General features: G+C 69.5%; 20 protein-coding genes and 1 tRNA gene. 14 read left to right on the top strand and 7 right to left on the bottom strand.

Features of this window, described 5'->3' with window-relative positions; all coding sequences use genetic code 11:
• Positions 1-242 precede the first annotated feature (242 nt).
• The 5 genes from ACYVO7_RS24070 to ACYVO7_RS24090 all read left to right on the top strand — a co-directional run bounded on the left by ACYVO7_RS24070 (position 243) and on the right by ACYVO7_RS24090 (position 5,078).
• The gene (locus ACYVO7_RS24070) at positions 243-893 is read left to right on the top strand and encodes an alpha/beta hydrolase family protein (protein WP_460452310.1); all 651 of its coding nucleotides are present in this window, start codon (positions 243-245) and stop codon (positions 891-893) included.
• A gap of 532 nt (positions 894-1,425) precedes the next feature.
• Complete coding sequence (locus ACYVO7_RS24075; protein WP_460452311.1) at positions 1,426-1,896, top strand: cupin domain-containing protein; 471 nt, start codon at positions 1,426-1,428, stop codon at positions 1,894-1,896.
• Positions 1,897-1,951: 55 nt separating this feature from the next.
• Positions 1,952-3,220 (top strand): MFS transporter, encoded by a 1,269-nt coding sequence (locus ACYVO7_RS24080; protein WP_460452312.1) that lies wholly within the window; start codon positions 1,952-1,954, stop codon positions 3,218-3,220.
• A complete protein-coding gene (locus ACYVO7_RS24085; protein WP_460452313.1) occupies positions 3,217-3,768 on the top strand; it encodes a Cif family virulence factor in 552 nt (183 codons plus the stop codon). Before ACYVO7_RS24080 ends, ACYVO7_RS24085 begins: the two co-directional genes overlap by 4 nt.
• On the top strand, positions 3,768-5,078 hold the full coding sequence (locus ACYVO7_RS24090) for an NAD(P)/FAD-dependent oxidoreductase (protein WP_460452314.1): 1,311 nt from the start codon (positions 3,768-3,770) through the stop codon (positions 5,076-5,078). Before ACYVO7_RS24085 ends, ACYVO7_RS24090 begins: the two co-directional genes overlap by 1 nt.
• A gap of 103 nt (positions 5,079-5,181) precedes the next feature.
• On the opposite strand, the gene ACYVO7_RS24095 is transcribed toward ACYVO7_RS24090, so the two are convergent.
• A complete protein-coding gene (locus ACYVO7_RS24095) occupies positions 5,182-6,105 on the bottom strand; it encodes a LysR family transcriptional regulator (RefSeq protein ID WP_460452315.1) in 924 nt (307 codons plus the stop codon).
• A gap of 120 nt (positions 6,106-6,225) precedes the next feature.
• On the opposite strand from ACYVO7_RS24095, the gene ACYVO7_RS24100 reads away from it, so the two are divergent.
• The 3 genes from ACYVO7_RS24100 to ACYVO7_RS24110 all read left to right on the top strand — a co-directional run bounded on the left by ACYVO7_RS24100 (position 6,226) and on the right by ACYVO7_RS24110 (position 9,382).
• Entirely contained in the window at positions 6,226-7,050 is an 825-nt protein-coding gene (locus tag ACYVO7_RS24100) for a 3-hydroxybutyrate dehydrogenase (RefSeq protein ID WP_460452316.1), read from the top strand.
• A gap of 66 nt (positions 7,051-7,116) precedes the next feature.
• Entirely contained in the window at positions 7,117-8,325 is a 1,209-nt protein-coding gene (locus tag ACYVO7_RS24105) for a patatin-like phospholipase family protein (RefSeq protein WP_460452329.1), read from the top strand.
• A gap of 415 nt (positions 8,326-8,740) precedes the next feature.
• Entirely contained in the window at positions 8,741-9,382 is a 642-nt protein-coding gene (locus ACYVO7_RS24110) for a hypothetical protein (protein WP_460452317.1), read from the top strand.
• Positions 9,383-9,418: 36 nt separating this feature from the next.
• On the opposite strand, the gene ACYVO7_RS24115 is transcribed toward ACYVO7_RS24110, so the two are convergent.
• The gene (locus tag ACYVO7_RS24115; protein ID WP_460452318.1) at positions 9,419-10,276 is read right to left on the bottom strand and encodes a CE1 family esterase; all 858 of its coding nucleotides are present in this window, start codon (positions 10,274-10,276) and stop codon (positions 9,419-9,421) included.
• 176 nt (positions 10,277-10,452) lie between these two features.
• On the opposite strand from ACYVO7_RS24115, the gene ACYVO7_RS24120 reads away from it, so the two are divergent.
• Genes ACYVO7_RS24120 through ACYVO7_RS24130 form a run of 3 tightly spaced genes read left to right on the top strand, consistent with a single transcriptional unit; the run spans position 10,453 to position 14,652 of the window.
• Entirely contained in the window at positions 10,453-11,784 is a 1,332-nt protein-coding gene (locus ACYVO7_RS24120) for a tetratricopeptide repeat protein (RefSeq protein WP_460452319.1), read from the top strand.
• Entirely contained in the window at positions 11,781-13,412 is a 1,632-nt protein-coding gene (locus ACYVO7_RS24125; RefSeq protein WP_460452320.1) for a thiamine pyrophosphate-binding protein, read from the top strand. Before ACYVO7_RS24120 ends, ACYVO7_RS24125 begins: the two co-directional genes overlap by 4 nt.
• Positions 13,396-14,652: an OpgC family protein gene (locus ACYVO7_RS24130; RefSeq protein WP_460452321.1), complete on the top strand. Its 1,257-nt coding sequence runs from the start codon at positions 13,396-13,398 to the stop codon at positions 14,650-14,652. Before ACYVO7_RS24125 ends, ACYVO7_RS24130 begins: the two co-directional genes overlap by 17 nt.
• An 810-nt stretch (positions 14,653-15,462) precedes the next feature.
• Here the strand turns inward: ACYVO7_RS24130 and ACYVO7_RS24135 are convergent.
• Positions 15,463-15,538 (bottom strand) — tRNA-Phe (locus ACYVO7_RS24135).
• Between the two features lie 180 nt (positions 15,539-15,718).
• On the opposite strand from ACYVO7_RS24135, the gene ACYVO7_RS24140 reads away from it, so the two are divergent.
• Positions 15,719-16,621 carry an aldose 1-epimerase family protein gene (locus tag ACYVO7_RS24140; protein ID WP_460452322.1) on the top strand — a complete coding sequence of 301 codons (903 nt, stop codon included), beginning with the start codon at positions 15,719-15,721 and terminating at the stop codon, positions 16,619-16,621.
• 83 nt (positions 16,622-16,704) lie between these two features.
• Positions 16,705-17,391 (top strand): Crp/Fnr family transcriptional regulator, encoded by a 687-nt coding sequence (locus tag ACYVO7_RS24145; RefSeq protein ID WP_406857627.1) that lies wholly within the window; start codon positions 16,705-16,707, stop codon positions 17,389-17,391.
• Between the two features lie 13 nt (positions 17,392-17,404).
• Here the strand turns inward: ACYVO7_RS24145 and ACYVO7_RS24150 are convergent, their stop codons facing one another.
• A complete protein-coding gene (locus ACYVO7_RS24150) occupies positions 17,405-19,258 on the bottom strand; it encodes an AsmA family protein (RefSeq protein WP_460452323.1) in 1,854 nt (617 codons plus the stop codon).
• A gap of 227 nt (positions 19,259-19,485) precedes the next feature.
• On the opposite strand from ACYVO7_RS24150, the gene ACYVO7_RS24155 reads away from it, so the two are divergent.
• Entirely contained in the window at positions 19,486-21,444 is a 1,959-nt protein-coding gene (locus ACYVO7_RS24155; protein ID WP_460452324.1) for an acetoacetate--CoA ligase, read from the top strand.
• An 18-nt stretch (positions 21,445-21,462) separates the two neighbouring features.
• On the opposite strand, the gene ACYVO7_RS24160 is transcribed toward ACYVO7_RS24155, so the two are convergent.
• The 3 genes from ACYVO7_RS24160 to ACYVO7_RS24170 all read right to left on the bottom strand — a co-directional run bounded on the left by ACYVO7_RS24160 (position 21,463) and on the right by ACYVO7_RS24170 (position 26,221).
• Entirely contained in the window at positions 21,463-21,600 is a 138-nt protein-coding gene (locus ACYVO7_RS24160; RefSeq protein WP_460452325.1) for a hypothetical protein, read from the bottom strand.
• Positions 21,601-21,872: 272 nt separating this feature from the next.
• Entirely contained in the window at positions 21,873-25,016 is a 3,144-nt protein-coding gene (locus ACYVO7_RS24165; RefSeq protein WP_460452326.1) for an efflux RND transporter permease subunit, read from the bottom strand.
• Positions 25,017-25,018: 2 nt separating this feature from the next.
• Positions 25,019-26,221 (bottom strand): efflux RND transporter periplasmic adaptor subunit, encoded by a 1,203-nt coding sequence (locus ACYVO7_RS24170; protein ID WP_460452327.1) that lies wholly within the window; start codon positions 26,219-26,221, stop codon positions 25,019-25,021.
• Positions 26,222-26,681: the final 460 nt, after the last annotated feature.

Genomic DNA, 26,681 nt, shown 5'->3' on the forward strand with positions numbered 1-26,681 from the left:
GTCTGCTCGCAATGAACTCGATTAAGCTTGGACTTGGACCGCAGCCGACATCCGCTGCTCCGGTCCACTCATCGGCTTGTGACCGTCACCTGCGCAGTTCAGTCCGATTTTGAAGACGGGCCGGTCCCGAGCCGCTCAGGGATCCTGAGCGGCGCCTTCGGAAGCTGGATTCTCATGGCGGGTTGCCCACGTGGTTTGGATAAGGATGTGTGCAACGGTGTTACGAGCGCCCGGACAGACCAATGAATTCCGCCTCCTGCTTCCTCGACGACGGCCCACATCACAGTCCTGCCACGCTGCTGTTGGCCCACGGCGCGGGAGGGGCGATGGACTCTGCGGGCATGCAGTCCGCCACCGAAGCGCTTGTCGCCGCGGGGCTCCGAGTGCTGCGCTTTGAGTTCGACTACATGGCGGCGCGACGCGCGGGTGGGCGCAAGCCGCCGCCCAAGGCTGAAACCTTGGTCCCGGAGTACGGTGCCGCCGTGGCCGCAGCGCGGGCCCACATCGGTTCGGAGCGTCTTGTCGTCGGAGGCAAGTCGATGGGTGGTCGCGTCGCCTCGATGGTGGCTGATGATCTGCACGATGCGGGCGATATCGCTGGATTGCTCTGCCTGGGGTATCCGTTCCATCCGCCCGGGCGGCCCACAAAGACCCGCACGGCTCACCTGGAGGGCCTGCACGTCCCAACGCTGATTGTCCAGGGCACGCGGGACCCTTTCGGAACCGAGGAGGACGTCTGCGGCTACACCTTGTCGCCCGCGATCGAGCTGCTTTGGATGTCCGACGGCGACCATGACCTTACGCCCCGAAAGGGCGTCTCGGGCTTCAACGCCGCCGACCACCGCGCCGCCATGGCGGCATCCGTGCGCGCATGGGTAGAAAGGTTGAGGTAAAACGATCTTAGCCGGCTCGCTCCCGAAGGTTCTCGATCTCCTCGGGGTCTATGTGTTCCGCGCTCCTGACGTCGGAGTCAAATCTCGCCCCGGCTGTGCAGGATTGCATCCAGCTTGGCCTTCTCGTTAAGGCCGCTTTCCCCCGCGATCTCGGCCCGGCCATCATCGCCAGGATCCGCTCGTACTCGTCAGGCAGGCCTTCGTCAGCGAAGGTCGAATTCCTTCTGAATGGCGGATTCGGCGGCGGCTTACGGGCCAGTTGGCGTTCCATGGCGTCTGCGATCCACAAGCCGCACTGGTCGAGCATAGAGGAGGCCTCCGAACGGAAGCCGCGGGGGTGAATTCGTCCTTTCGGCGACGCACGTCATAGAGCAAACGTCCCGTCGGCTCTCGTCGGCAAAGCCGCCCGCTGTCGCGGCGAATAGCGGGCGACTATCGACATCGGACGCACACGGCATTTCCGCTGCGCCCATCCGCCATGGATCCTTCAGGCGTCGAACGGCCCTCGGGCCCCAACCGCCAGGAGAGACCCATGACCCGTCCCACCGACCGCTTCATGACCGCGATCCTCGGCCTCGCCGCCGCGACCTTCGCGCTGCCGGCCCTGGCCGGCGAATGCCCCGCCGACAAGGTGGGCCGCGACCTCACCAAGCCGGTCACGAGCCCCGCCAAGGACGTCACCGACACCGTGCTGACCAAGATCGAGCTCGCCCAGGAGCCCGTCGGGCTCAAGGATCACGAGCTGCGGCTGCGCAAGCTCGTCGTCCAGCCGGGCGGCGTCGTTCCCTGGCACAGCCACGGCGACCGACCCGCGATCATCTACATCGTCGAGGGCTCGATCACCGAATACGCCAGCACCTGCGCGGTCCCGATCCTGCACAAGGCCGGCGAGGTAGCGCGGGAGACGAGCGCCACCGCGCATTGGTGGAAGAACACCGGCAGTAAGCCCGTGACCCTGCTCTCCGCCGACATCCTGCACGACAAGACCGACGCGAACATGTGAGCCCGCCCGGGCGGCGCCCTCGCAGGGCGCCGCCCGTCCCGCGAAAGGACACGCCATGATCGCCGCACTCCTCCATCGCGCCAACCCCGATCGCGCCTTGCCGGCAGCGGAAGTCCCCGCCGCGCCAGACGCCCTCGCCCAAGCGGCCAGGATGGGCCTGATCGGCCTCGTCTCGTTCCTGACGCTCGTGGACCTGTTCGCCACGCAGGCGATCCTGCCGTCGCTGGCGCGCCTCTACGGTGTCACGCCGGCCGCGATGGGGCTGGCCGTGAACGCCAGCACGCTGGGGATGGCGGTGGCAGGGCTCGCGGTCGCGCTCATGAGCCACCGCCTCGAGCGCCGCCGCGGCGTCGTGGCCAGTCTTGTGCTGCTGTCGATCCCGACCGTGCTGCTGGCGGGCGCGCCCGGCCTTGCCGCCTTTGCGGCGCTGCGGGTGCTGCAGGGCCTCTGCATGGCGACCGCGTTTTCGTTGACGCTGGCCCATCTCGGCGAGACCACCAGCGGCCGGCAGACCGCGGCGGCCTTCGCCGCCTATGTCACCGGCAATGTCGCCAGCAACCTCGTCGGGCGCCTCGTGGCGGCGGCGCTCGCCGATCATTTCGGCGTTCCGGCCACCTTCGCCGCGCTCGCGGCCATGAACCTGGCCGGGGCCGCGCTGGTGCGCGTCACCATGGCGCGGGCCGGCCGGCCGGCGACCGGGAGCGCGGCTCCGGCGGGCTTGGCCGGCGTTGCGCAACATCTGCGCAACCCCGCCTTGCGGGCCGCCTTCGGGATCGGCTTTTGCATCCTGTTCGCCTTCATCGGGGCGTTCACCTACGTCAATTTCGTGCTGGTGCGTCCGCCGATCGCGATCAGCCAGATGGCGGTCGGGTTCGTCTATTTCGTGTTCCTTCCGTCTATCGTGACGACGCCGCTGGCCGGCCTCGCCGTGGCGCGGCTGGGCGCGCGCCGGGCCTTCGCGGCCGCCACGCTGGTCGCGCTCGCCGGGCTCGCCCTCGTGACCGCGCCCCGCCTCGACGCCATCCTGGCCGGGCTGACCTTGGTGGCGGCCGGCACGTTCTTCGCCCAGGCCGTCGCGACCGGCTTCGTCGGCAAGGCCGCCACGGGCGACAGGGGCTCGGCCAGCGGGCTTTATTTGGGGAGCTATTTCACGGGCGGCCTCGTGGGCAGCGCCGTGCTGGGCTGGCTCTTCGACGGCTTCGGCTGGACCGCCTGCGTGGCCGGAGTCGCGGCGGCGCTCGTGCTCTCCCTGCTGCTTTCGGCCCGCTTGGTCGTCCCCGCGCCGCCCGCCTCGGTCTTCTCCCCGAAGGAGTTGCAGCCATGACCTCTCTCGGCAAAACCTCCCTTCTTCCAGCGTCGGCTCACGCCGCCGCCGCCGGGCTCTCGCCGGAGGCCCAGCCCACCCGCCGCCATGTCATCGCGGGCGGCGCCGGGGCGGCGCTCGCCGCGGCGCTCCCGCCCGTGGGCGTCCGGGCCGGCGGCGCGGACGTGATTGCGACCTACAAGGCCTTCGCCGCCGCTCAGAACGCCGGCGAACTCGCCGTCGTGCGGGAGATGTTCACGCAGGATCCGCCGTTCTTGTGGGTGAGCGACGGGATGTCGATCTGGGGCCGCGACGCGGCGATCGAACGAATGGCCCTGTTCCGGAGCTCGGAGATCTGGCGCGTGACCCCGGACCTCGACCGCGCCGTCGCGGTGGAGCTGAACGCCGGCGCGGCCTACCTCCACCTGCCGCTCGAGCTGGCCATCGGCCCGCGCGTGCCGGGGCCGGACCGCCTGCGCTTCCTCGTCTCGATGCTGGCGGTGCGCAAGGACCGCTCGGGGGATTGGCGCATCGCCGCCCTGTTCACCACCACTGAAAAGAAGGGGTGATGGCCATGCACACGGTCTCATCGAGGCGGCGCGTGGTGATCGTCGGCGGCGGCTTCGGCGGCCTGTCGGCAGCGCAGGCGCTGGCGCGCGCGCCGGTCGACGTCACACTAATCGATCGCCACAACTACCACCTGTTCCAGCCGCTGCTCTACCAGGTGGCCACCGCCGGGCTGTCGCCGGCCGACATCGCATCTCCCATCCGGGGCGTCCTGCGCCGCCAGAAGAACGCCTTTGTGATGCTGGCGCGCGTCACCGGGGTCGATCCGGACCGGCGGGTCGTCGTGACCGACGAGGGCGATGTCGCGTATGACGCGCTCATCATCGCGACGGGCGCCAGGCACGCCTACTTCGGCCGCGACGGGTGGGAGCGCCACGCGCCCGGCCTCAAGAAGATCGAGGACGCGACGGAGCTGCGCCGACGCATCCTGCTCGCCTTCGAGAAGGCCGAGACCATTAAGGACCCGGCCGAGCGCCGCCGCCTCCTGACCTTCGCGGTGATCGGCGGCGGGCCGACCGGCGTCGAGATGGCCGGCGCTGTCGCGGAGCTGGCGCGCACGGCGCTGGCGGCCGATTTCCGAGCCATCGATCCGCGGATGACCCGCGTGGTGCTGATCGAGGCCGGGCCGCGCATCCTCTCGTCGTTCCATCCGCGGTCGTCGGAGACCGCCGCGGCGGGCCTGCGCGGCCTTGGCGTGGAGGTCGAGACCGGCGCGCCGGTGACGGCGGTCGACGGCGAGGGCGTAGAGGTCGCCGGCCGGCGGATCGAAAGCCGCACGATCGTCTGGGCCGCCGGCGTGCGCGCTTCGCCGGCCGCGCGCTGGCTGGGCGCCGAGGCGGATGGTGCAGGGCGGGTCAAGGTTGCGGCGGACCTCTCTGTTCCCGGACGCCCGAACATCTTCGTGATCGGCGACGCCGCCCATGTGGCGGGCCCGGAAGGGCGGCCGCTGCCCGGGGTCGCCCCGGTGGCCAAGCAGCAGGGCCGCCACGCGGCGCGCCAGATCGGCCTTGCGCCCGAGCGGCGCGCGCCGTTCCGGTATCGCGACTACGGCGCCATGGCGACGGTCGGCCGACGCAAGGCGGTCGCCGACCTCGGGCGGGTGCGGCTCAGCGGCTCGCTCGCCTGGCTGATCTGGTGCGTCGCCCACGTCTATTTCCTGATCGGGTTCCGGAACCGGATGTCGGTGGCGGCGAACTGGGGGTGGAGCTACGTCACCTACCAGCGCGGCCCGCGGCTCATCACCGGCAGCGGCGCGGAGCCCCCCCTCGCGCCCGAGCAGGCGCCCGCCGCCGCGCTGCGCCGCTCAGCGTGAGGCGAGTTCGGCCCGGGGGCATCCCACCGGCGCCAGGGGCGCCGTCGAGGCGACCATGGAGACCGAAGCCCGCGAGGCGGGCCTAAGTCGCGCCGCGTGGCATTCAGGCCGCGTCCGGCTTGAGCCCTGATTCGGGGCGCTGCAGCGACCCTGGCCAGCGGGCGCGCATGGCCTCGCGCACGAAGGCGCCGACGGCCGGAGAATGCGGGCGCCCGCGCACCGTGACCAGGTTGACCTCGCGCCAGAACTCCGGGTCGATCAGCGGCCGCGCCACGACGCCCGGATGGGTGATGCCGGATTCCGGCATGAAGCCAAAGCCCAGGCCGGCGGCGACCATGGCGAGCACCCAGTCGTCCCGCTCGCTCCTGTAGACGAGGCTGCAGGTCGCGCCGTGCTCCCGCCAGATCGGGCCGGCGACGCCCGTGAACTCGCAATTGGCCCGATTGACGTAGCGTTCCCCGTCGAGGTCCCGCGCGCGCACCATATTTTGTCCGGCGAGCCGATGCTGCGGAGCCACGGCGATCATCATCTGTTCGCGAAACAGCGGGATCCGGTGCAGTCTTTCGTCGCCATCGCGGTTTGGCCGGCAGTAGATCGCCACCTCCAGTTCGCCCTTCACCAGCCGCTCCTCGAGCTGGGGAGCGGCGGCGTCCACGATGTGCAGCTCGACGCCCGGGTGGCGGGCCTGGACAGCCGTCAGCAACTCCACCAACTGGTTGGGCGCGATCGTACACATGATGCCGATGCGCAGCGTCGTCCGCTTCAGCTTGGTGAAGTCCAGCGCCTCGCGCTTGGCCTGCTGGGCGCGGTCATAGACCTCCTCCAGGTGTGGCCGCACCATCCGGCCGAGTTCCGTGAGATGCGTGTTGGCTCGCTCGCGATGGAAGAGCGGCCCGCCGAGCTCATCCTCGAGAAGCTTCACCGCGCGCGTGAGGGAGGGCTGGGCCACATGGCAGCGCTCCGCAGCCCGCGTGAAGTTCAACTCCTCGCAGACCGCGAGAAAGTACCGGATCTGATGCATCTCCATAGAGCCCCCCTATAGAAACGGCAGGCAGACGATATTTCAGATCATGGCTCCTGCGGCGCACCGTCGTCGACCAGAAAGCCTCCCCAGGCGGGGGGCTTGGCGGTCACAAGGGAGCGATCCATGACTTACCCGATTTCACCTGATCAACTGCGGGCCGACAGGCCGCTCGCCGGACGTGTCGCGCTGGTCACCGGTTCGACCAGCGGCATCGGCCTGGGAATCGCTCGTTCGCTCGCCGGCGCCGGAGCCGCCCTGGTGGTCAACGGCCTGGGGCGTCCCGACGACGGAGGGGCGCTTGCGCTGGCGCTCGGGGATGAGTTCCACGTCGACGCGCTCTACTCGCCGGCCGACATGTCCGATCCGGACGCGATCGCCGCCATGATGCGGGCGGCCGAGTCCCGCTTTGGGCGCCTCGACATCCTGGTCAACAACGCCGGGGTCCAGCATGTCAGCCCGCTCGAGGCGTTTCCGCCGGCGCATTGGGACGCGATCCTGGCGGTCGACCTCAGCTCCGCCTTCCACACGACCCGCCTGGCCCTGCCCGGCATGCGCGAGCGGCGCTGGGGTCGCGTCATCAACGTCGCTTCGGCTCACGCCCTGGTCGCGTCCCCCTTCAAGGCCGCCTATGTGGCAGCCAAACACGGCCTGCTCGGGCTGACCAAGGTCGCCGCGCTGGAGGCGGCGGAGGTTGGCGTCACCTGCAACGCGATCTGTCCCGGCTACGTCTGGACGCCCCTCGTCGAAAAGCAGATCGCAGACCAGGCCATGGCGCACCGGATCCCCCGCGAGGCCGTGATCCGGGACGTGCTTCTCGCCAACCAGCCCAACAAGCGCTTCGCCCAGGTCGAGGAGATCGGCGCCTTGGCCGCTTTCCTGGCCAGCGACGCGGCCGCCTCGATCACGGGCGCCGCCCTGCCTGCGGACGGCGGATGGACCGCCCACTGAGGTTCACCAGGGCGCCCGCGCCATGGCCGAGGCGCCCCGACCAGGCAGGAGACCGACATGGATGCAATGCTCAACCAGGCGGCGACGAGCCACGGCGCCACGCCGCTCGCCGGCCCGCGACAGGACCAGCCGCTCCCGCCGCGTCGCGACGGCGCGCGACGGCGCCACCCCTGCGGGCAGATTGTACTCGTGTTTCAGGGCGGGGGAGCGCTTGGCGCCTATCAGGCAGGCGTCTACGAGGCGCTGCACGGGGCAGGCCTCGAGCCCGACTGGGTGATCGGCACCTCCATAGGCGCGATCAACGCCAGCATCGTGGCCGGCAACGCCCCCGCGGACCGCATGGGCCGTTTGCGAGAGTTCTGGGCCCGGGTCGAGCATGGCCCGCTTTCGCGCGCGCTGGCCAACTTCCCCGTTTTCGGCGCCACGACGGCCATGCTCGCGACCGTGCTGCAGGGCATACCCGCCTTCTTCGCGCCCAATGTCGCGGCCTTCGCAGGCGCGCATGTTCGGCTCGGCGCCGAGCGGGCCGGATACTATTCGACCGCGCCGCTGGCGGCCACGCTGAATGACCTCGTCGACTTCGAGCACGTCAACGGCGATGGTCCGCGGCTCACTGTGGGCGCGGCCAGCGTGCGCACCAGCGAGATGCGCTATTTCGACAGCCGCGACATGTCGCTCGACATCCGCCACGTCCTCGCGTCCGGCGCGCTGCCGCCGGCGTTCCCGGCGATCCGCATCGACGGCGAGCTCTATTGGGACGGCGGGATCCTGTCGAACACGCCCGTCGAGGCGGTTTTCGACGACATCCCCCGCCGCGATTCGCTGGTGTTCGCCGTCCATATCTGGAACCCGAGCGGGCCGGAGCCGGAGACGATCTGGGAGGTCCTGAACCGGCAGAAGGACATCCAGTATTCCAGCCGCGCCTCCACGCATATTCGCCGCCAGAAGCAGATGCACCGCCTTCGGCACGTCATCGCCGAACTCGCTCGGCGCCTGCCGGTCCGCGAGCGGTCGGATCCGCGCATCCAGGAACTGGCGGCTTACGGATGCCTCACCCGCATGCACGTGGTGCGACTGCTGGCGCCCTCGATCGAGGGCGAGGATCACACGAAGGACATCGACTTCAGCCCTTCCGGGATTCGCGCTCGCTGGCGGGCCGGCTACGACGACACAATCCGGGTGCTCGACCAAGCGCCATGGGACGGGGACTTCGACCCGATCGAGGGCTTCATCCTGCACGAGGCGCGCCCTGGACTGGTGATGACCGCGGGCTGAAGGTCTCCGTCGCTCGCACGACAAGGCCGCCGGTTTCGCCGGCGGGCCTTTCCGCGTCGCAGGGCGGCGTCTTGTGCATGGTCGTGACAACGCCGCAGTGCGCCAGCCTGCGGCGTGCGCATGCACAGGACGTCCGCCAGGAACCGGATCGCATGGGGTGCTGCAAGAGCGCCATGCGCACCAGCACGTGGCTTGCGCCTCATCTGCGGCGCACTCGACGGGAGGAAGGATCGGGGCCGGTCGGGCCGAGCGGAAATGCCGTTTGGCTGAAATGACGATAGCGGACGGCTATTCCACGCCATAGCCGCAGGCTCTGGTCTCCATGGCCGCTCGGCATTGGCCGCCGCCGTCGCCCGATGGTCTCTTATGGCGACCCGGCGCATTCGCTCGCGCCCGGCGTACTGGAGGACGTCCCATGACGATGGACACAACCCTGCGGCCCGGCCCGGCGTCGGTCATTCCCGACCGTCGCACACTCGCCTGGCTCTTCGTCGGCGGGTTCCTGGGCCTCATGGCCTGGGAGATCTGGGCCCGGCTGATCACGGCCTGGATCCTTGGCGGCCCCCTCGAACCGGCCGAACTGGTCATCTCGCTGGTCCGGACCTGGACCGGCTACGAATTGGACCGTCTTCCGGCCGAGGCCGCCCATTACGCGATAGGGATCTTCGGCTATCCCATCCTCTACTACGTCGTGTCCCGCTTCCTGAAGAACTGGGCCGTGGCGCTCGACGTCGGAGTCTGGGCGATCTTTACTGTCTTCTCGGCGATGTTGGCCTTCACGGGACAACTCACCGGCGGCGTCGCCCTGTTCTGGGTCGTGGTCAGCGCGGTGACGGCCACGCGTCTCTTCAATCCCAACGGCCTCGTGGCGGACTGCCTGAGCTGGGGCTCGTTCACCTGGTTCAACGCTCTGGGAGTTATGGCCCCGCTGGCCGGGCTCCCATTCCTGCTCATCGCCTGGGGCGGCGGCCTGTCCTTCATGAGCTATGTGGGCCACGTCGTCTTCGGTTTCGTGGCGGCCCTGGTTTTCGAGCTGAAGGCTGGCCGGCGCGCCTGAAGCGCTGGTCCGCATCGCGGTCCCGTCCCGCTTTCCTCAGCGCGCTGCGGCGCCCTTGGCCCGGGCAGGAAGGCCCTCCATCCAATGAAACGCGTCCACGATCCAGCCCGCCTCGATCTCGTGCTCGCCGGAGTGCAGGCACAGGCTCAGCTCTCGGCCGCTGGCGCAATGGTCGTTAGACCACGTCCGGCACGCGAGTCGCCCCTCGCTCGTCGTGCGGTCCGGCTCGGCGGCGCAGCCATCGATCCGCCTCCAGGCCGCGACGCCCTTCAGAACGTCGCCCTGGCGCAGGTCGCCGCCCCTCAGGCTGCGCCCGCTCATCGGCACAATGTCGTCGGCCGTCCCGTGTACGTGCCGCAGGGAGACGGGCCCGCCGGGGCAGCTCTCGGGCTCAGGCGCCCAGAAGGCGCCCGCTACGGGAGCGAAGGCCGCAAAAGGCTGCGGGGCCAGGCAGGCGAGGTACCACACCATCGACCCGCCGACCGAGAAGCCGGAGGCCAGCACGCGGCTATGGTCGACGGGCCAGCGTCGCTCGACGTCGCTCATCGCGTCGGCCACGAAGGAGAAGTCGTCCCGGCCCTCGAAGGTCTTGGACGGGAACGACCACGATCGCGCGGCGCCGTTCTGGACCCGCCCCTGCGGCGCCACAAAAAGGGCGCCCAGGTCGCCGACCGCTCGCTCGAGATCGCGATCCTCCATTACGCTCTGCGCCGAACCCGCATAGCCGTGGAAGAAGACGACGACCGGCAAGGGGGAGCGTCCATCCCAGCCCGGGGGTGTGCGCGCGAGATACTCGCCCGTCGCGGTTTGGCAGGGAGTCTGGGCGTCGCATGCGCTGGCGGGCACAGGCGTCAGCGCGCCGACCAGCAGGACGGCCCAAATCAGAAGGCGCATGGCTCATCTCCGACCAAACGGCCGGAGGGTAGCATTGGCGCAAGAAGCGCCGCCAATAGCTTGGCGCAGTTCACGCGAAAGTGTCGTCGCCTCACGGCGTTTTGGGTGGCCGGCGCGGATCAGCGGCGCTCCCCTTCTGCGGCGGAAGCACGGTGGGTTGCGGGAGGAATCCGCCCATGATCGTCGACCAATATGGCGGCCGGCACGCGACGGGGTCCAGGTCCGCCGTCGCGGCTTTCGATCAGGCCGTTTCCTGCCTCGCACGCCACCGGATCGGCGCCGCCGACGCGATTGCCGAGGCCCTGGCGAGCGACCCGGACCTGATCTCGGCCCACGCATTGCGCGGGCTCGCCTCTGTCTTCCTGGCGCGCTCGGAATGCATGCAGGCTGCCCGCCGCGACCATGCGCACGCCAATGGGCTCGCGCAGCGTCGAACCGACGCCAGCGACGACGAAAAGGCGCTCGTCGCGGCGCTCGGCTGCGCCGTCGAGGGCCGGCTGTTGGCGGCCGCCGACATCCTCGACAGGGCGCTTCAGGACCGCCCGACGGCGTTTCTCCTGGTGAAGGCCTCGCACGGGCTGCGCTTCATGGCGGGCGACCTCGGCGGCATGCTGGCCACGACGCGAAAGGTCCTGCCGTCCTGGACGGACGAGCGGCCCGGCGCCGGCTTCGTGCTGGGCTGCCACGCCTTCGGGCTGGAGGAAGCCGGCCAGCTCGCCGACGCCGAGCGGGTCGGCCTGCGGGCCGCCGAACTGGAGCCCGACGACGCCTGGGCGATGCACGCCGTCTCGCACGTGCATGAGACGCAGATGCGCATCGCCGAAGGCGTCGCATGGTTGGAGCAGTCTCGGCCCCGCTGGTCGCACTGCCACAATTTCCGCTTCCACCTGTCCTGGCATTTGGCCCTGTTCGAGCTCGAGCGGGGGCGGCTGGATCGGGTCCTCGCCCTCTACGATGAGGAGGTGCGGCCCGCTCCGACGGACGATTTCCGCGATGTCGCAAACGCCGCCTCGTTGCTCTGGCGGCTGGAGCAGGAAGGCGTGGCGGTCGGCGACCGTTGGGCGGAGTTGGCGCTGATCGCGCGACGGCGGTCGCAGGACGTGACGCTGGTGTTCGCGTCCCTGCACCATCTGCTCGCCTTGGTCGGCGCCGGCGCGCGCGGGGAGGCGCTTGCGCTGCTTCAGGCGCTGGAGGCCGGACCTCGCGGGGACCAGGCTGCGGCCGCGCGGCGCGTCGGGATGGACGTGGCGCGGGTCATCCTCGGCCTGGATCGAGGCCGCGCGGCGTGGGCGGCCGCGAACCGCTTGCATCTCCTGGGAGGCAGTCACGCCCAGCGGGACGTGTTCCTGCGCATCCTGGCCTTGGCGGCGGCCGACCGTGGAGACCGTTCCGGCTATGAGACGGTGATGGCCTCCCGTTCCGGTCTGCGACGCGAAGATCGCTTCGCCCGGTTCGCCGCCGGCCGCCTGGCGCGCGCCGAGGCCGCACAGCGTCGGAGGGTCGCGTGACGGCCGGATCCTCGCCAGACCGAGTCGCCGACCGGCTGGCCGCAGGGCTGCGCGCCGCCGGCGTCCGCCATGCCTTCGGCATGCCGGGGGGCGAGGTCATCGCCTTCGTCGACGCCCTGGAGCGGGCGGGCGTGCGCTTCGTGCTGGCCCGTGACGAAACGGCCGCGGCTATCATGGCCGCCGGCGCGAGCGCGGCGGGCGGCGCGCCCGGCGTGCTCGTGACCACGCTTGGGCCCGGACTGGCGAACGCGGTCAACGGCATCGCCGACGCCTGGCAAGAGCGGGCTCCGCTGCTCGTGGTCTCGGGCGTGGTCGATCGCGCGATCCGTGGCCGCTACACCCACCAGGTCGTCGATCATGCGGCGCTGCTGCGCCCGCTCGTCAAGGCGTCGTTCGAGATCGAGGCCGAGAGCGCCGAGCCCGTCCTGGCCCGGGCGCTCCGACTCGCGCTCACGCCTCCCTACGGTCCCGTTCATTGCGACCTGTCGCCCGCCGTCGCCGACATGCCGGCGCCGGCCGCTCCCCTCCCTTGGCCCGAGCTGCGGGCGCTCCAGCCCAGGATTGATCCATCGGACCCCCGCATCGACAGCCTGCGCGCGCGCCTGCAGGCCTCCCGTCGGCCGCTGATCGTGGCCGGCTACGAGGCGGCCCGCGGGGGCGCCGCAGCCCCTCTGGCGGCCCTGCTCTCGAAACGATCGATCCCCGTCGTCACCACCTACAAGGCGAAGGGGCTGGTCGACGAGAGGCGCGCCTGCAGCCTCGGCGGGGCGGGGCTTTCTCCCCTGGCCGACCGCATCCTGTTGGACGTCGCGACGCGCGCGGACCTCGTCATCCTGCTCGGCTATGACCCGGTCGAGATGCGCCCGGGCTGGCTCGACGCATTCATCGACCCGGGGCAGGCCGTCGCGCTGGGGACAGGGCAGGACCAGGCCATGCATGCGGCCGGCATGCGGATCGAGGGCGATCCCGCGGCGCTGCTCGCCGCCCTCGCGGAGGGCGCGAGCCCCGGGGAGGGATGGCCGGCGGGCGAGCCGGAGACGGCTCGAAGGCGCCTGGCCGAGGCCTTCGCCGGTCCCGCCGCCTGGGGTCCGCACGCGGTGATTGAGCTCCTGATGGAGGCGGCCGAAACCGCGGACGCGCTCGTGACGGTGGACAGCGGCGCGCACCGCATCCTGCTCAGCCAGATGTGGAAGGCCTCCCGCCCCCTCGCGCTGCTGCAGTCCGCCGGCTGGTGCACGATGGGAAGCGCCCTGCCGCTAGCGATCGGCGCGGCCTTCGAGCAGCCCGGCCGGAGGGTGATCGCCGTGCTCGGGGATGGCGGGCTCGAGATGAGCCTGGGCGAACTCGGGACGCTGAGGGACGCCGGCCTTCCGGTGACCGTCGTCGTTCTGCAGGACCGCAGTCTCGGCCTCATCGAGCTGAAACAGTCCGCGGCCAGGCTGGCGCGAACCGGCGTGACGCTGGGCGAAACCGATTACGTCGAGATCGCTCGCGCCTTCGGCGGCGACGGAGCGCTATGCGCCGATCGCGGCGCCTTCCAGGCCGCCCTCGATGACGCCGCCTCTCGCCCCGGCTTCACCCTGATCGCCTGCACCGTCGAAGCCCAAGAATATGTCGACCGGATCTGAAGCCGCCCGACGCGCGCGCGACCCTCGCCTCGATTTCTTCCGCGGCCTCGGCATGTGCATCATCCTGATCGCGCACATCCCCTGGAATCCGTGGACGAACTGGATCCCGGCGCGCTTCGGCTTCAGCGACGCCGCGGACATGTTCGTGTTCTGCTCGGGCATGGCCTCCGCGATCGCGTTCGGGGCCGTGTTCGACCGCCACGGCTGGTGGGCCGGCGCGCGCCGCATCGTCCACCGTCTCTGGCAGGTGTACTGGGCGCATGTCTGCGTGGTGTTCGTGGTCCTGGCCGTAGCGGTCGGGATCGACCAGCGGCTCGGGGTAGACCACTATGTCAGGGAGGAGCTCCTGCTCCAGCCGATGCTGGACGCGCCCGGGCCTCGCCTGCTCGGCCTGCTGACGCTGCGCTACGTGCCGAACTACTTCGACATCCTGCCGATGTATCTCGTCATCCTGGCGATGACGCCCGCAGCCATGCTGCTCGCCAGCCGGGACCCGCTCCTGGCCATCGGGGCCTCCGTGGCGCTCTGGACCGGCGCCCAGCTCGGGCTGCTCGAACTCACCGCGGACGCGGCGACGGGCCGGCCGTGGTTCTTCAATCCGTTCGCCTGGCAGATGCTGTTCTTCACGGGCTTCGCCTTCGCCCGGGGGTGGCTGCCTCCGCCGCCCCGAAGCGGCGGGCTCATGCTCGCGGCCCTCGTCGCCGTGGCGGCGAGCGCGCCTTTCAGCTGCCAGCGCGAGTTTGCGTGCTACGCCGGCTTCGGGGCGTTCCCGGCGCTCGGAGACGCGCACGACGCCCTGGGGCCGTGGATCTCGAAGACGCAACTCGGCCCGTTGCGCTACGCGCATTTCCTCGGGACCGCCTATCTGGCCTATTTGGCCGTCGGCGAAGGCGGCCGAAGGCTCTCCGGCGCGGTGGCCGGGGCCTTGCGGAGGATAGGCCGCCAGACCCTTGCGGTCTTCCTGACCGGCCTCGTCGCCGCTCAGGTCCTGGGCGCGGCGCTGGACGTCGCCGGGCGATCTCCGATAGCGGTCCTGGCCGTCAACATCGCGGGTCAACTCATCCTGTTCGGAGCGGCCTTGGTCGTTAGCGCGTTCAAGGCTCCTTCCGGGCGAGCCCGCACAAAAAAAGCGCCGGAAGCCCAGCCGGGCCTCCATCCAGCGAGCGCTTATACGCGTGGGGCCGCGCCTGCGGATGCCGCCGGGGGGTCGGCGGGATCCTACCTTGAGCGGTCCACCTGACCATGAGCGCCCGCACGGACGCGCCAGCTCCCTCAGATCGCATGGGGCGACGGCGCCAGCCGCGCGATCGCGACGGCTAGGAGGCCGCGCAACCGCGCCAGACCGCGCCGCTCGGATTCCACTCGGCGAGCGGCCGCCCGGAAGGGACGTCTTTCTGGGCTATCATGGCGACCTGGATCTCTCCGTCGACCTGGTGCGCCGCATCGTCCGCGCCGTCTGGAGGGAGCGGCGGATCGTGTTCCCGTGCTCGCCTGGGTTCCGGGAGGCGTCGGTATCCGAGGAACACGAGACGTTGGACCGAGAGGCGTTCCGGCCGGGGAGGCGGCCAGGCGTTAACCGCTGTCCTGGCGGGCGCATGGCCTGTGCTATCCGCTGCCGCCCGGGATCGGCGAAGCCGTGCGTCAAGGCTGCGTGGTCGTCTTTAACGTGTCGCGCGCCATCATCCCCATAGCGCGAAACCGCTTTGACCATGTCTCTGTGTTGCTGGTGAGCGCGGCCCCCCGAAATCCCCCGCCAGCGGCTCGCGGCGCGGGGCCGCAACGGAGTACGTCGCGGTTCGCCTCGCCCGCGCCACCCGTACCGGTTGGAGGCGCCGGCGGACCTAGAATCGTAAATATTGGCGATCCGGTCGAATCGGCGGCTTTCCGACAGCCTCCATCGTCCAAGCGTTGCCTCCCGATCGTGCGACGGGCGAGACATCGAACGCTCGATGACGTTCATACAAAGCTACGCGTACGTGGAATCCAATGTGGGACCCATGTCACCGTATATCTGCGAACGCCTGAATTTTATGAGGACTTCTAGACTAAATGGTGCCCAGGGGCGGAGTCGAACCACCGACACTGCGATTTTCAGTCGCATGCTCTACCAACTGAGCTACCTGGGCGTGCCCGCCGTCGCCGAAGCGTCGTGAACGGGCCGCGTTATAGAGGCTGCTTTTCAGGCTGTCCAGCACCAAAGAGGCCGCGGGGCGGCTCGCTCGCGCAGGCGCGGGAGATCGTTGGAATCGCCCCGAATCTGGGTCACTGCTGAACGCGGCCGAGCGCCTCGGCGACGGAGACCCCTGATGATGGACGATGGGCTGACGCTCCGTTCCGGCGACTGCCGACTCGCCGTTTCGACGCTGGGCGCCGAAATGCGCGACTGGCGCATCGGCCCGGATCCGCTGCTGTGGGGAGGGGACCCCGCCTGGTGGCCCGACCGCAGCCCGATCCTCTTCCCGGTCGTCGGCTGGACCCGCAACGGCGAGGCGAGGGTCGGAGGCGAGACCTACCCGCTGGGCCTGCATGGCTTCGCGCGGACGCAGCGCTTCGAGGTGATCGAGGCCGGGGAGGCGCGCGCCACGCTGCGGCTGCGCGAGACCCCTGACACGCTGGCCCAGTATCCGTTCCGCTTCGAGCTCACGGTCGCCTACGAGGTGGACCCGACCGGCGTGCTCGCCAGCTTCCGCGTCGCCAACCGCGGCCATGCGCCGATGCCCTATGCGCTGGGCCTTCATCCGGGCTTCCGGACGCCGTCCGGCTCCGTCGGTTTCGACGCGGGCGTCGTCGCCTTCGACCAGGCCGAGCGGGGCGAAGTCCCGGTGATCGCCCCGGGGGGCCTGTTCTCGCCGGAGCGCCGGACGATCCCGCTGGCGCAAGGCGGCCGCGAACTGGCCTTGTCCAGGGACCTGTTCAGCCGCGAGGCCCTCTGCTTCATGGACGTCGCCAGCCGGTCCCTGCGTCTCTCGAGCACGACGGGTCCGGCGCTGCGCGTCGCCTGGAGCCGCTTTCCGCATGTTGTGCTCTGGTCGCGTCCGGGAGCGCCGTTCCTCTGCGTCGAGGCGTGGACGGGATCGGGGGATCCGGTCGGGTTCGAGGGAGACCTGTTCGAAAAGCCCGGAATGACCGTGCTGCAACCCGGCGACGCCAGCGAACACTCCTACCGGATGTCTGTCGAAGATCCGCTCAAGACAGGTCGCATATCCTAATCTTACGTCCTATGGTTGTGCGCTTACGCGCTGCGGGGACCCGGAGCGCGTGAGCATTCGGGCCTCGTTGAGGAGAGTGCGGAATGCAGACGCTTGCGCGGGTTCCATTCTTCAAGGATGCCGGGATCGACTTCGAGAGGTTCGACCGCCGCTGCACTTGGCGGCGCTATGACGAGGACGAAATCGTCGTCGATTTCGAAGACCTTTCGACTGACGTCTATTTCATCCTGTCGGGCGAAGTGCGCGTGCTCATCCGCACCCAGTCCGGCAAGGAAGTGATCCTGGCCGAGATGCGCGGGGGACAGGTCTTCGGAGAACTGGCGGCGATCGACGAGGTGCGCCGGTCCGCCAATGTGACGGCGCTGACGCGCGCCGAGATGTGCATCATGCCGTCGAGCGTCTTCCGCGAGATTCTCTTCGCCTCTCCGGTGGTGTGCGACAGGATCCTGAAGCTGCTGACCTCCCGGGTCCGGGAGCTGAACGCCCGGTTGACCGAGCATTCGGTGTTCGACCTGAAGCACCGGCTCTACGCCGAGCTGATCCGCATGTCGGCGCCCCGCATGGGCGTCAGCGGCGAGCGGGTCGTCAGCCCGCCCCCGTTCCACCATGTGCTCGCCGCCCGCATCGGCTGCCGGCGCGAACAGGTCACGCGGGAGCTCTCGGCCTTGTCGGGGCAGGGGGTGATCGCCAAGACGCGCGGCGCCCTCGTGATCAGGCAACCGCAGGTTCTCGAGGAGCGCATCTCGGAGGCGCTTCAGAACGACACCTGAGGCCCGCCGGCGATCAGGGCGTCTCCGCCGGCGGGGGCGTCCGCAGCGCGCCGGGTTCTCCGACCACGATGGCTCTGGGCGACCCGAAGAACGGCGCCGCGGCTCCCGAGCGTCGGATCAGGTTCTTGGCGTCGGGGGCGACGATGGGGTCGTCGAAGCTGCCGGACACCTCGAAGGGCAGGGCGGCGGCTTCGCGCTCCGCCGCCTGGGCCTGGCCGGAGAGCAGCAGCGTGCGGTCTCCCACCCCGATCTGTCCGGCCAGGGTGACCCGCGTCGCCGGCGAGGACAGGACCGCTTCGCCGATCTCCAGCACGCCCCGAGAGATCCGGCCGGACACGGTGGCGGTGTCGAAGGGCGTGCGGCCTCCACGGATGTCCAGAGCGGCGATCAGGGGACGCTTCTCGATCCGCCGAAGGACCTCGGGAAGGTTGATGCCGATCAGTTCGCCCTGGCGCACCGTCAGGGCGGCTCGGCCCTCCAGGGACCGCATGAGGCTGGCGGGCGCGTCGCCCGAGGCCTCCAGGGCGAAGGCGCCGCTGGCCGAGCCGCTCAGCTTCTCGGCGCCGGTCATGGAGGAGAACGCCTTGGCGGCGTCCAGGCGGTCGAACGAACCTTGCGCCTTGACCTCCAGCCCGGACGACGCCGTCCCCGAGAGCGTCAGCCGTCCCTTCGCGGCGCCTCCGAAAAGCTCCGCGTTGCCCAGCGTCACGTCGGTGCGTCCGTCCCGGGAGAGAAGCGAGAACGCAGCATTGCCCAGGGTGAGCTTGCCCACCGTGAGCGTGGCGGCCGACACGCGGACGTCCACGCCTGGGCTGGGCGTCGCGGCGGGGTCGATGCTGTCGCGGCTCCACCCGCCATCCGCGTCGCGCTTGGGAAAGAACGGGCGGAGCGCCGTCGTGAGGTCCAGCCTGTCGGCCGCCAGCGTTCCGCCCAGCGTGAGCTGCCCTTCGATCAACTTGAGCGCGAGGACGCCGTCCAACTCCCCGGCCTCGAGGGCGATGACGGCGTTGCTGAGGGCGAGCGCGGTGGGGCTGATCCGCGCGGCTCCTCGCGCCTGCATCGTCTCGCTGATCGGAAGAGGGACCTTGACCCGCAGCCAGCGGGCTGCGGCGCCCAGCGAAGGCGTGGTCACCTCGATCGCGCCGTCCGCCTCGGCGACGCCGGAACCGACCGTGGCGCCGGCGAAGCGCAGCGATCCGAGCGGCGTCTTGATCGCGACGTCGAGAGGGCTGCTCGCCCGGTCGGCGAGCGCCGCGAGATCGAGCCCGTGCGAGGCGAAGTCGACGGCCTGGCCGCGCCACATCAGCGTGGCGGCTGCGTCGATCACGCCGCGCTTCTGGACGCGGCGAACCACGGCGTTGAGGTGCGACACAGGGGCGGCCGAATCCGCCGCCTCGAACCCTTCCGCGGCGCCGTCCACGATCACCAGCCGATTGATGCCCGCCAGGGTGGACGGGCGCTCGGAAGAACCGGATGCGGGCGGAACGGCCTTCGAAACCTGCTCCAGGACCGCCGCCGCGCTCACGGACGCCGCGCGGGCGACCACGGGCCGGACCAGCAGGAGATCGGCGAATTCCAGCCTTCCGGCGATGAGCGGCAGCAGGCGAAGCGATCCGCTCACGCGCTCGGCTTGGAAGACCAGCGCGCCGGCCGCGTCGAGGACCTTGAGTGGGCCCACCTCGAGGCGAGGCTCCGGCAGAGCGGTGAAGCGGGCATGCTCATCCGCCACGATCCTGACGCCCGGAATCCCGAGGAGCCGTGTGCTCATCGTGCGCTGGAGCTTGGCGGTGGGGACCGTCCAGGACGTCGCGCCGGCGACGACGACGAGCGCGATCAGGCCTGCGGCGGCGAGGGCGCGGCGCGTCATGAGGCCCCTTGGACGAAGGGAGGGCCAACCATCGCGACTGAATCCTCCAAAGGACGGGTTCTCACTGTGCGACGACCATAGGTGCGAGCATCCTCCCTTGGAACGGGCGTCGTCGATTGTCCACCGCGAACTAAGCCGTCAGGCGCTGCATGGGGACTTTCGCCGCGTCGACGTTTTCGCTATCCGGTGAAGGCGGCTTACCGCTGAGCCGATAAAAAGGCCGAACAATGTCCTTCGCCGACCGTCCGCTGTGGACCCCGAGCGCAGAGCGCGTCGCATCGACCGCTCTCATCCGTTTTCGCGACGCCTTCAACGCCCGCGAAGGGTTGAGCCTGAAGACCTACGCCGAGCTGCACGCCGCCTCGATCGATCGGCGCGAGGCGTTCTGGTCGCTCGTCTGGGACTTCGCCGGCGTGAAGGGCGAGAAGGGGGCCAGGGTCCTGGCGGACGACCGCATGCCGGGCGCCTCCTATTTCCCGGACGCCCGGCTGAACTTCGCCGAGAACCTGCTGAGCCGCAGCGACGACGGCGACGCCATCGTGTTTCGTGGCGAAGACAAGGCCAAGGCGCGCCTCAGCTGGCGCGACCTGCAGGACCGTGTGTCGCAGGCCCAGCAATGGATGGCGTCGCTGGGCGTCGGCGTCGGCGACCGCGTCGCCGCCATGACGCCGAATCTGCCCGACGCGGTGGCGCTGATGCTGGCGGCCGCCTCCCTGGGGGCCACCTGGTCGTCCTGCTCGCCGGATTTCGGGGTCAGGGGCGTGCTCGACCGCTTCGGCCAGATCGAGCCGAAGCTGTTCATCGCTTGCGACGGCTACTGGTACGCCGGCAAGCGCCTGCCGATCGTCGACAAGCTGGCGGACATCGTCCCGCAACTGCCGACGGCCGCAACCGTGGCCATCGTCGACTACCTCGGAGACGCCGAGGCCGTCGCCGCGTCGCTGCCGCGGGCGGTGTCGCTCACGGCGGCGCTCGACAGCTTCGCGGCGAAAGCCCCCACCTTCCTGCGGCTGCCCTTCAATCACCCGCTCTACATTCTCTATTCGTCGGGAACGACGGGCGCCCCCAAATGCATCGTGCATGGCGCAGGCGGGACGCTGCTCCAGCATCTGAAGGAGCATCAGCTCCAGTGCGACATCCGCCCGGACGACCGCGTGTTCTATTTCACCACCTGCGGTTGGATGATGTGGAACTGGCTCGTCTCGGCCTTGGCCAGCAAGGCTGCGCTGATGCTGTTCGACGGGTCGCCCTTCCACCCGTCGCCGACGACGCTGTTCGACTACGCGCAGGCCGAACGCTTCGGCGTGTTCGGCGCCTCCGCCAAATACATCGACGCCTGCAAGAAGGCCGAGCTCAGGCCCCGCGACACGCATGACCTCTCGACGGTGCGCCTCATGGCCTCGACCGGTTCGCCCCTGGCCCCCGAGAGCTTCGACTATGTCTACGAGGCCGTGAAGCCCGACATTCATCTGGCGTCCGTCTCGGGCGGCACCGACATCGTCTCCTGCTTCGTCCTCGGCGATCCGACCAGCCCCGTCTATCGGGGCGAATTGCAGGCGCCGGGCCTCGGCATGGCCGTCGACGTCTGGGACGAGTCCGGCCGCCCGCTCAGGCAAGGCAAGGGCGAACTGGTCTGCACCCGCTCCTTCCCGTCGATGCCGATCATGTTCTGGAACGACCCCGGCGCGGTGAAATACAACGCGGCCTATTTCGATCGCTTCCCCGGCGTCTGGTGCCATGGCGACTTCGCCGAGTGGACGCCTCATGGGGGGCTGATCATTCACGGCCGTTCGGACGCCACGCTGAACCCCGGAGGCGTGCGGATCGGCACGGCGGAGATCTACGCCCAGGTGGAGCAGATCCCGGAGGTCGTCGAGGCGCTCGCGATCGGGCAGGACTGGGACAACGACGTCAGGGTCGTCCTGTTCGTGCGCCTGGCGCCCGGGGCGACGCTCGACGACGCCCTCCAGCAGCGTATCCGCACCAGGATCCGCGCGGGGGCCAGCCCGCGCCACGTTCCGGCGAAGATCGTCGCCGTCGCCGATATTCCGCGCACGAAGTCGGGCAAGATCACCGAGCTGGCCGTGCGGGACGTCGTGCACGGCCGCGAGGTGAAGAACAAGGAGGCGCTGGCCAACGCCGAGGCGCTCGACCTGTTCAGGGATCTCCCCGAGTTGAGGTCCTGAGGCGCCCCGCCGTCCCGGTCAGTGACGCAGGGCGGGGTGATCGCCCCAGACGCTGGCGGGCTCCTGGCCGGGGATGTGGTTTACGGCGGTCTCGCCGAAGATGATGAAGGTGACCCCCAGCGTCAGGCCCAGCAGGAAGGCGGCGAGCGCCTTCATCGCGTTCCCGGGCGTGCGAACCGATCGACCGAGCGCCGGCGCGCGGATCGAGGGATCCGCCTCCTCGCCCGCAGGGCAACGCCACCTGACTCTACGCATCAAAACGCCACGCATGTTCGATCGTGAAGCTGAAGACCTTTCTGGCTGACTTCGATCAGGCCGGCAACGACATGTTCAATCGAGCGTTAACGGCGACTCCACGCCGGGAGCTTTCGTTAACCTTTCGAATACCTTTCGGACAGGCTCGGCGCTGGCGCGCCAACGTTGAATCTTCAATCGGCCTTCTGGTAGGCCGCGCCGCTCGGCGCCGCGGCGGCGGGTCCGATCTGCGCCTCGGGCTCGACCGGCTGGCGCCGCTTCTGCCCCGAGATCATCGTCTCGATCTTGTCCAGGTAGAAGTAGACCACCGGGGTGATGTACAGCGTCAGGAGCTGCGAGACGCACAGGCCGCCCACGACCGCGATGCCGAGCGGCTGGCGCAGTTCGGAGCCCGCCCCGGACCCGAGCGCGATCGGCAGGGTGCCGAGAAGCGCCGCGAAGGTGGTCATGATGATCGGCCGGAAGCGCAGCAGGGCGGCCTCCCGGACGGCGGTGAGCGCATCCGCGCCCTCGCGGCGTCGTTCGATGGCGAAATCCACCATCATGATCGCGTTCTTCTTGACGATGCCGATCAGCATCAGGATGCCGATGATCGCGATCACCGAAAGGTCGAGGCCATAATACTGGAGCGCCAGCAACGCCCCGAAACCGGCCGAGGGCAGGCCGGACAGGATGGTGATCGGGTGGATGAAGCTCTCATAGAGCACGCCCAGCACCATGTAGATGACCAGCACGGCCGCCATGATCAGCAGGCCCTGGCCCTTCAGGGCGTCCTGGAACAGCTGCGCGGAGCCCGCGAACCCCGTCGTGATGGACGCCGGCAGGCCCGCCTCGCGCTCGACGCGCTTGATCGCGTCCACGGCTTCGCCGAGGGACACCCCCGGCGCCGTATTGAACGAGATCGTGACGGCCGGCTGCTGAGATTGCCGGCTCACCGAGAGCGGCCCCACCGCCCGGGTGACGGTCGCGATGGCGTCCAATGGTACGTTCTGGTTGTTGCTGTTGCGCACGAACATCCGCGACAGGGCCGCCGGATCCGTTTGGAACGTGCGGTTCGCCTCCATGATCACCTGGTAGTCGTTGGCGGGCGTGAAGATGGTTGAGATCTGGCGCGATCCGAAGGCGCTGTAGAGCGTCTGCCGGAGCTGGTCGGAGCTGACACTGTATTGCGCCGCCTTCTCCCGATCGAGCTCGACCATCGCCTGCGGGTTGGAGAGCTGCAGGTCGATGTTCACGTCCCGCAGGTTCTCCAGCTGCGTCAGCCTCGCCCGCATGTCGGGCGCAGCCTTGTAGAGAGCGCCGAGGTCGGCGCTCTGCAGCGTGTACTGGTACTGAGCGCGCGATTGGCGGCCCGAGTTCAGGTTGATGTTCTGCACCGGCTGCATCACCAGCGTGATGCCCGGAATGGCCGCGACCTGTCGCCTGATGCGCGCGATCACGACATTGACCGGGTCGCGTTGCTCGCGCGGCTTCAACGCCACGAACATGAAGCCCTGGTTCACGCCGCCGAAGCCCGAATTCGACGTCAGGTAGTCGACGGCGGGGTCCGCCTTGACGATCTCGTTGAGGAGCTGCTGGCGCGCCGACATCGCCTCGAAGGAGGTGTCGGGCGGTCCCTCCGTCGCCCCGCGGATCAGGCCCGTGTCTTCGATCGGGAAGAACCCTTTCGGCGTGTCCATGTAGAGCTTCACCGTCGCGAAGACCGACGCGATGGTGAGCAGGAGCACGAGGATGCGCGCCTTCAGAACGAGGTCCAGCGTGACGCGATAGCTCGTCAGCATGCCGTTGATGACGGCGTCGACCATGCGTGAGAACAGGCCGGGCCTCGCGTGGGCGTCGTGCCCTTTCAGGATGCGGGCGCACAGCATGGGCGTCAGCGTCAGCGACACGAAGCCGGAGACCAGGATCGCCACCGAGATGGTCGCGGCGAATTCACGGAAGACGCGGCCCACGACGCCGCCCATGAAGAACACCGGAATGAACACGGCGACGAGCGACAGGGTGATGGAGACGATCGTGAAGCCGATCTCGCGCGAGCCGACGAGCGCCGCCTGGAAGGGCTTCATGCCCTCCTCGATATGCCGGACGATGTTCTCAAGCATGACGATGGCGTCGTCGACGACGAACCCGACCGACAGCGTCAGCGCCAGCAGCGAGATGTTGTCGATCGAGTAGCCCATCACATACATCGCCGCGAAAGTGCCGATCAGCGACACCGGCAGGGCGAGCGTCGGGATGATGGTCGCCGCGATGGACTTCAGGAACAGGAAGATGACAAGGACGACGAGCGCGACCGACAGCATCAGCGTGAACTGGACGTCGTGGACCGCCTCGCGGATGGGCAGCGAACGGTCGTTCAGCACGTGCAGGCCGATCGAGGCCGGCAACTGCTCACGGTAGCTCGCGATCTTGTCCCGGATCCGGTCCACCACCTCCACGGTGTTCGCGTCCGATTGGCGGAACACCGCCACGATCAGGGAGCGCTGGTCGTTGTACCAGCTCGACTGCTCGTCGTTCTCGACGGAGTCCTTCGTGGCGGCCACGTCCTCCAGGCGCACCGGCGCTCCGTTGCGCGTGGCCACGATGAGGTCGTTGTAGTCGGCCGCCTTGCGAAGCTGTCCGGTCGCCTCGATCGTCACGCGCTGGCGTTCGCCGCGCAGCGTGCCGGTGGGCTGGTTGGAGTTGGCCGCCGAGACGGCCGAGCGCAGGTCCGTGAAGGACAGGCCCCTGGCCGAGAGCGCCTCGGGATCGACCATGATCCGCACGGCGTATTTCTGCGCGCCGAAGATCAGCGCCTGCGCCACGCCGGGAATCTGCGAGATCTGCTGCTGCAGCACCGTTTCGGCGTAGTCGTTGACCACCGACAGCGGCTGGGTGGCCGACGTCACCACCAGGAACAGGATCGGCTGGTCGGCCGGGTTGACCTTCCTGAAGCTCGGCGGATTGGGCAGGTCGGCCGGCAGCCGCCGCACGGCCGCGCTGATGGAGGACTGCACGTCCAGCGCCGCGCCGTCGATGTTCCGGTCCAGATCGAACTGCATCACGATGTTCGTCGAGCCCTGGGTCGACAGGGAGGTCATCGACGAGATGCCGGAGATGTTGGAGAACTGCCGCTCGAGCGGAGCCGCGACCGAGGCCGCCATGGTCTCCGGGCTGGCGCCGGGCAGGGCGGCGGTGACGCTGATCGTGGGGAAGTCGACGCGGGGCAGGGCGGCCACCGGCAGTTGCCGATAGGCGAAGAGCCCGAAAATGATGAAGGACAGCGTGATCAGCGTCGTCATCACCGGGCGGCGGATGCAGAGCTCGGGGAGCGACATGCTCAGGCTCCCTTGCCGGCGTTCGAGGGCGGCGCGTCGCTCGGGGCTGCGCCGCTCGTCGCCCCGGCGCCGGGAGCGCCCCTGGTCCTCGGCTCCACCCTGGAGCCGTCCGTGAGCAGCAGCTGGCCGTCGACGACGACCGTTTCCCCGCCCTCTAGGCCGCTCTCGATGACCGCGTAGCCGTCGACCAGCCGGGCCACCTTGACGGGGCGCACCTTCGCGACATTGTCTGTCACCACGAACACGAACACGCCCGTCTGGCTCGTCTGCACCGCCTCGCGCGGCGCCACCACGGCTTGCGGGTCGACCTTCAGGATCACCCGGACATTGCACAGGGCTCCTGGCCAGAGCAGCTCGTTCCCGTTCTCGAACACCGCCCTCATGGTGATCGTGCCGGTGGTCCCGTCCACGGTGTTGTCGAACACCGCGATGCGGCCCTCCGCGCCGACCTTGGATCCCTGGGGCGTCGCGATCACGCTCGCCTTGCCGTCGGTCATGGCCTCGCGCAGCTCCGGCATCAGCCTTTGCGGCATCGCGAAGGAGACATAGACGGGGCTGATCTGGTTGATGGTCGCCAGCGCCAGCGAGCCGTCTCCGGTCTTGGCGATGTTGCCGGCCTTCAGGGCCGCGACCCCGATGCGCCCGTCGAGCGGCGCCCGGATCGTATAGAAGCTGAGCTGGACCTTGAGGTTCTCGATCGCGGCTTCGTCGGCCTGGATCTGCGCGGTGATCGACTGCACCGCGGTGCGGCTGTCGTCGAGCTTCTGCCGCGAGGCGTATTCGTTGGCCGCCAGCTGCTCGTTGCGCCGCACGTCCCGCTGGGCCTGCTCGAGCTGGGCGCGGGACCGCGCGATATTCGCTTCCGCCTGGCGGATCAGCGCCTCGACCTGCCGGGAGTCGAGCTGAAACAGCAGGTCTCCCTTCTTGACGCGCGAGCCGTCCTCGAAGGGCACGGCCAGGATCTGGCTTTCGACGCGGCTGCGGACGGTGACGCTGGCCATCGGCTGGACGTTGCCGATCGTGTCGAAGCGCACCGGCATGGGCCGACGCTCCGCCTTGCCCACCGTCACGGGGGCGGCGCGAAGCGGCGCGGCGCCGCTGGCTCCGGCCTTCGGGGCAGGGGGGGCGGACTGGGGCGAAGCCGGCGCCGAGCCGGCCAGAGCGAGGCCGAGCGACAGGACGGCCAGGGGATAACGCGACGACATCGAGACACTCCGGGCCATCGCAGCGGCCCACATGTAAGATGCAGGGCGCCCATGCGCAGCGTGGCGGGGACGTTGCGACTATATACCGGCGCCGCCGCTTGAAAAGCGGGGAAACCCTCGCCGCGCGCCCGAAAAGCTCCATGACGCCAAGCGCTTCGCCCCTGAGCCGCGCCTGCGCCGCGCGGCGGCGCAGGCCGAAGGGGAGGGCAGGCGGCGCAGGATCGGGGGAGTCCAGCCCCGCCGAACTCCCGTCGCCGCCGAAAACCGCGCTCGCGAAGGGTTTTTTGAGCCGCAGCAAGGCCTGGCGCTGTGGATAACCGAGCGGCGATGCTGCATCGCACCATCCCCGGACGTTTTTTCGAAAAACGGCGCTTGACGTTTGGGTGGGGGGTCGGCATATAGGCCTCACATCGGCGGCGGGACTTGCTCCTGCCGGCGGCCTCCGGCGGGTTCGGGCTTT

This window comes from Alsobacter sp. SYSU BS001988 (assembly GCF_054796215.1).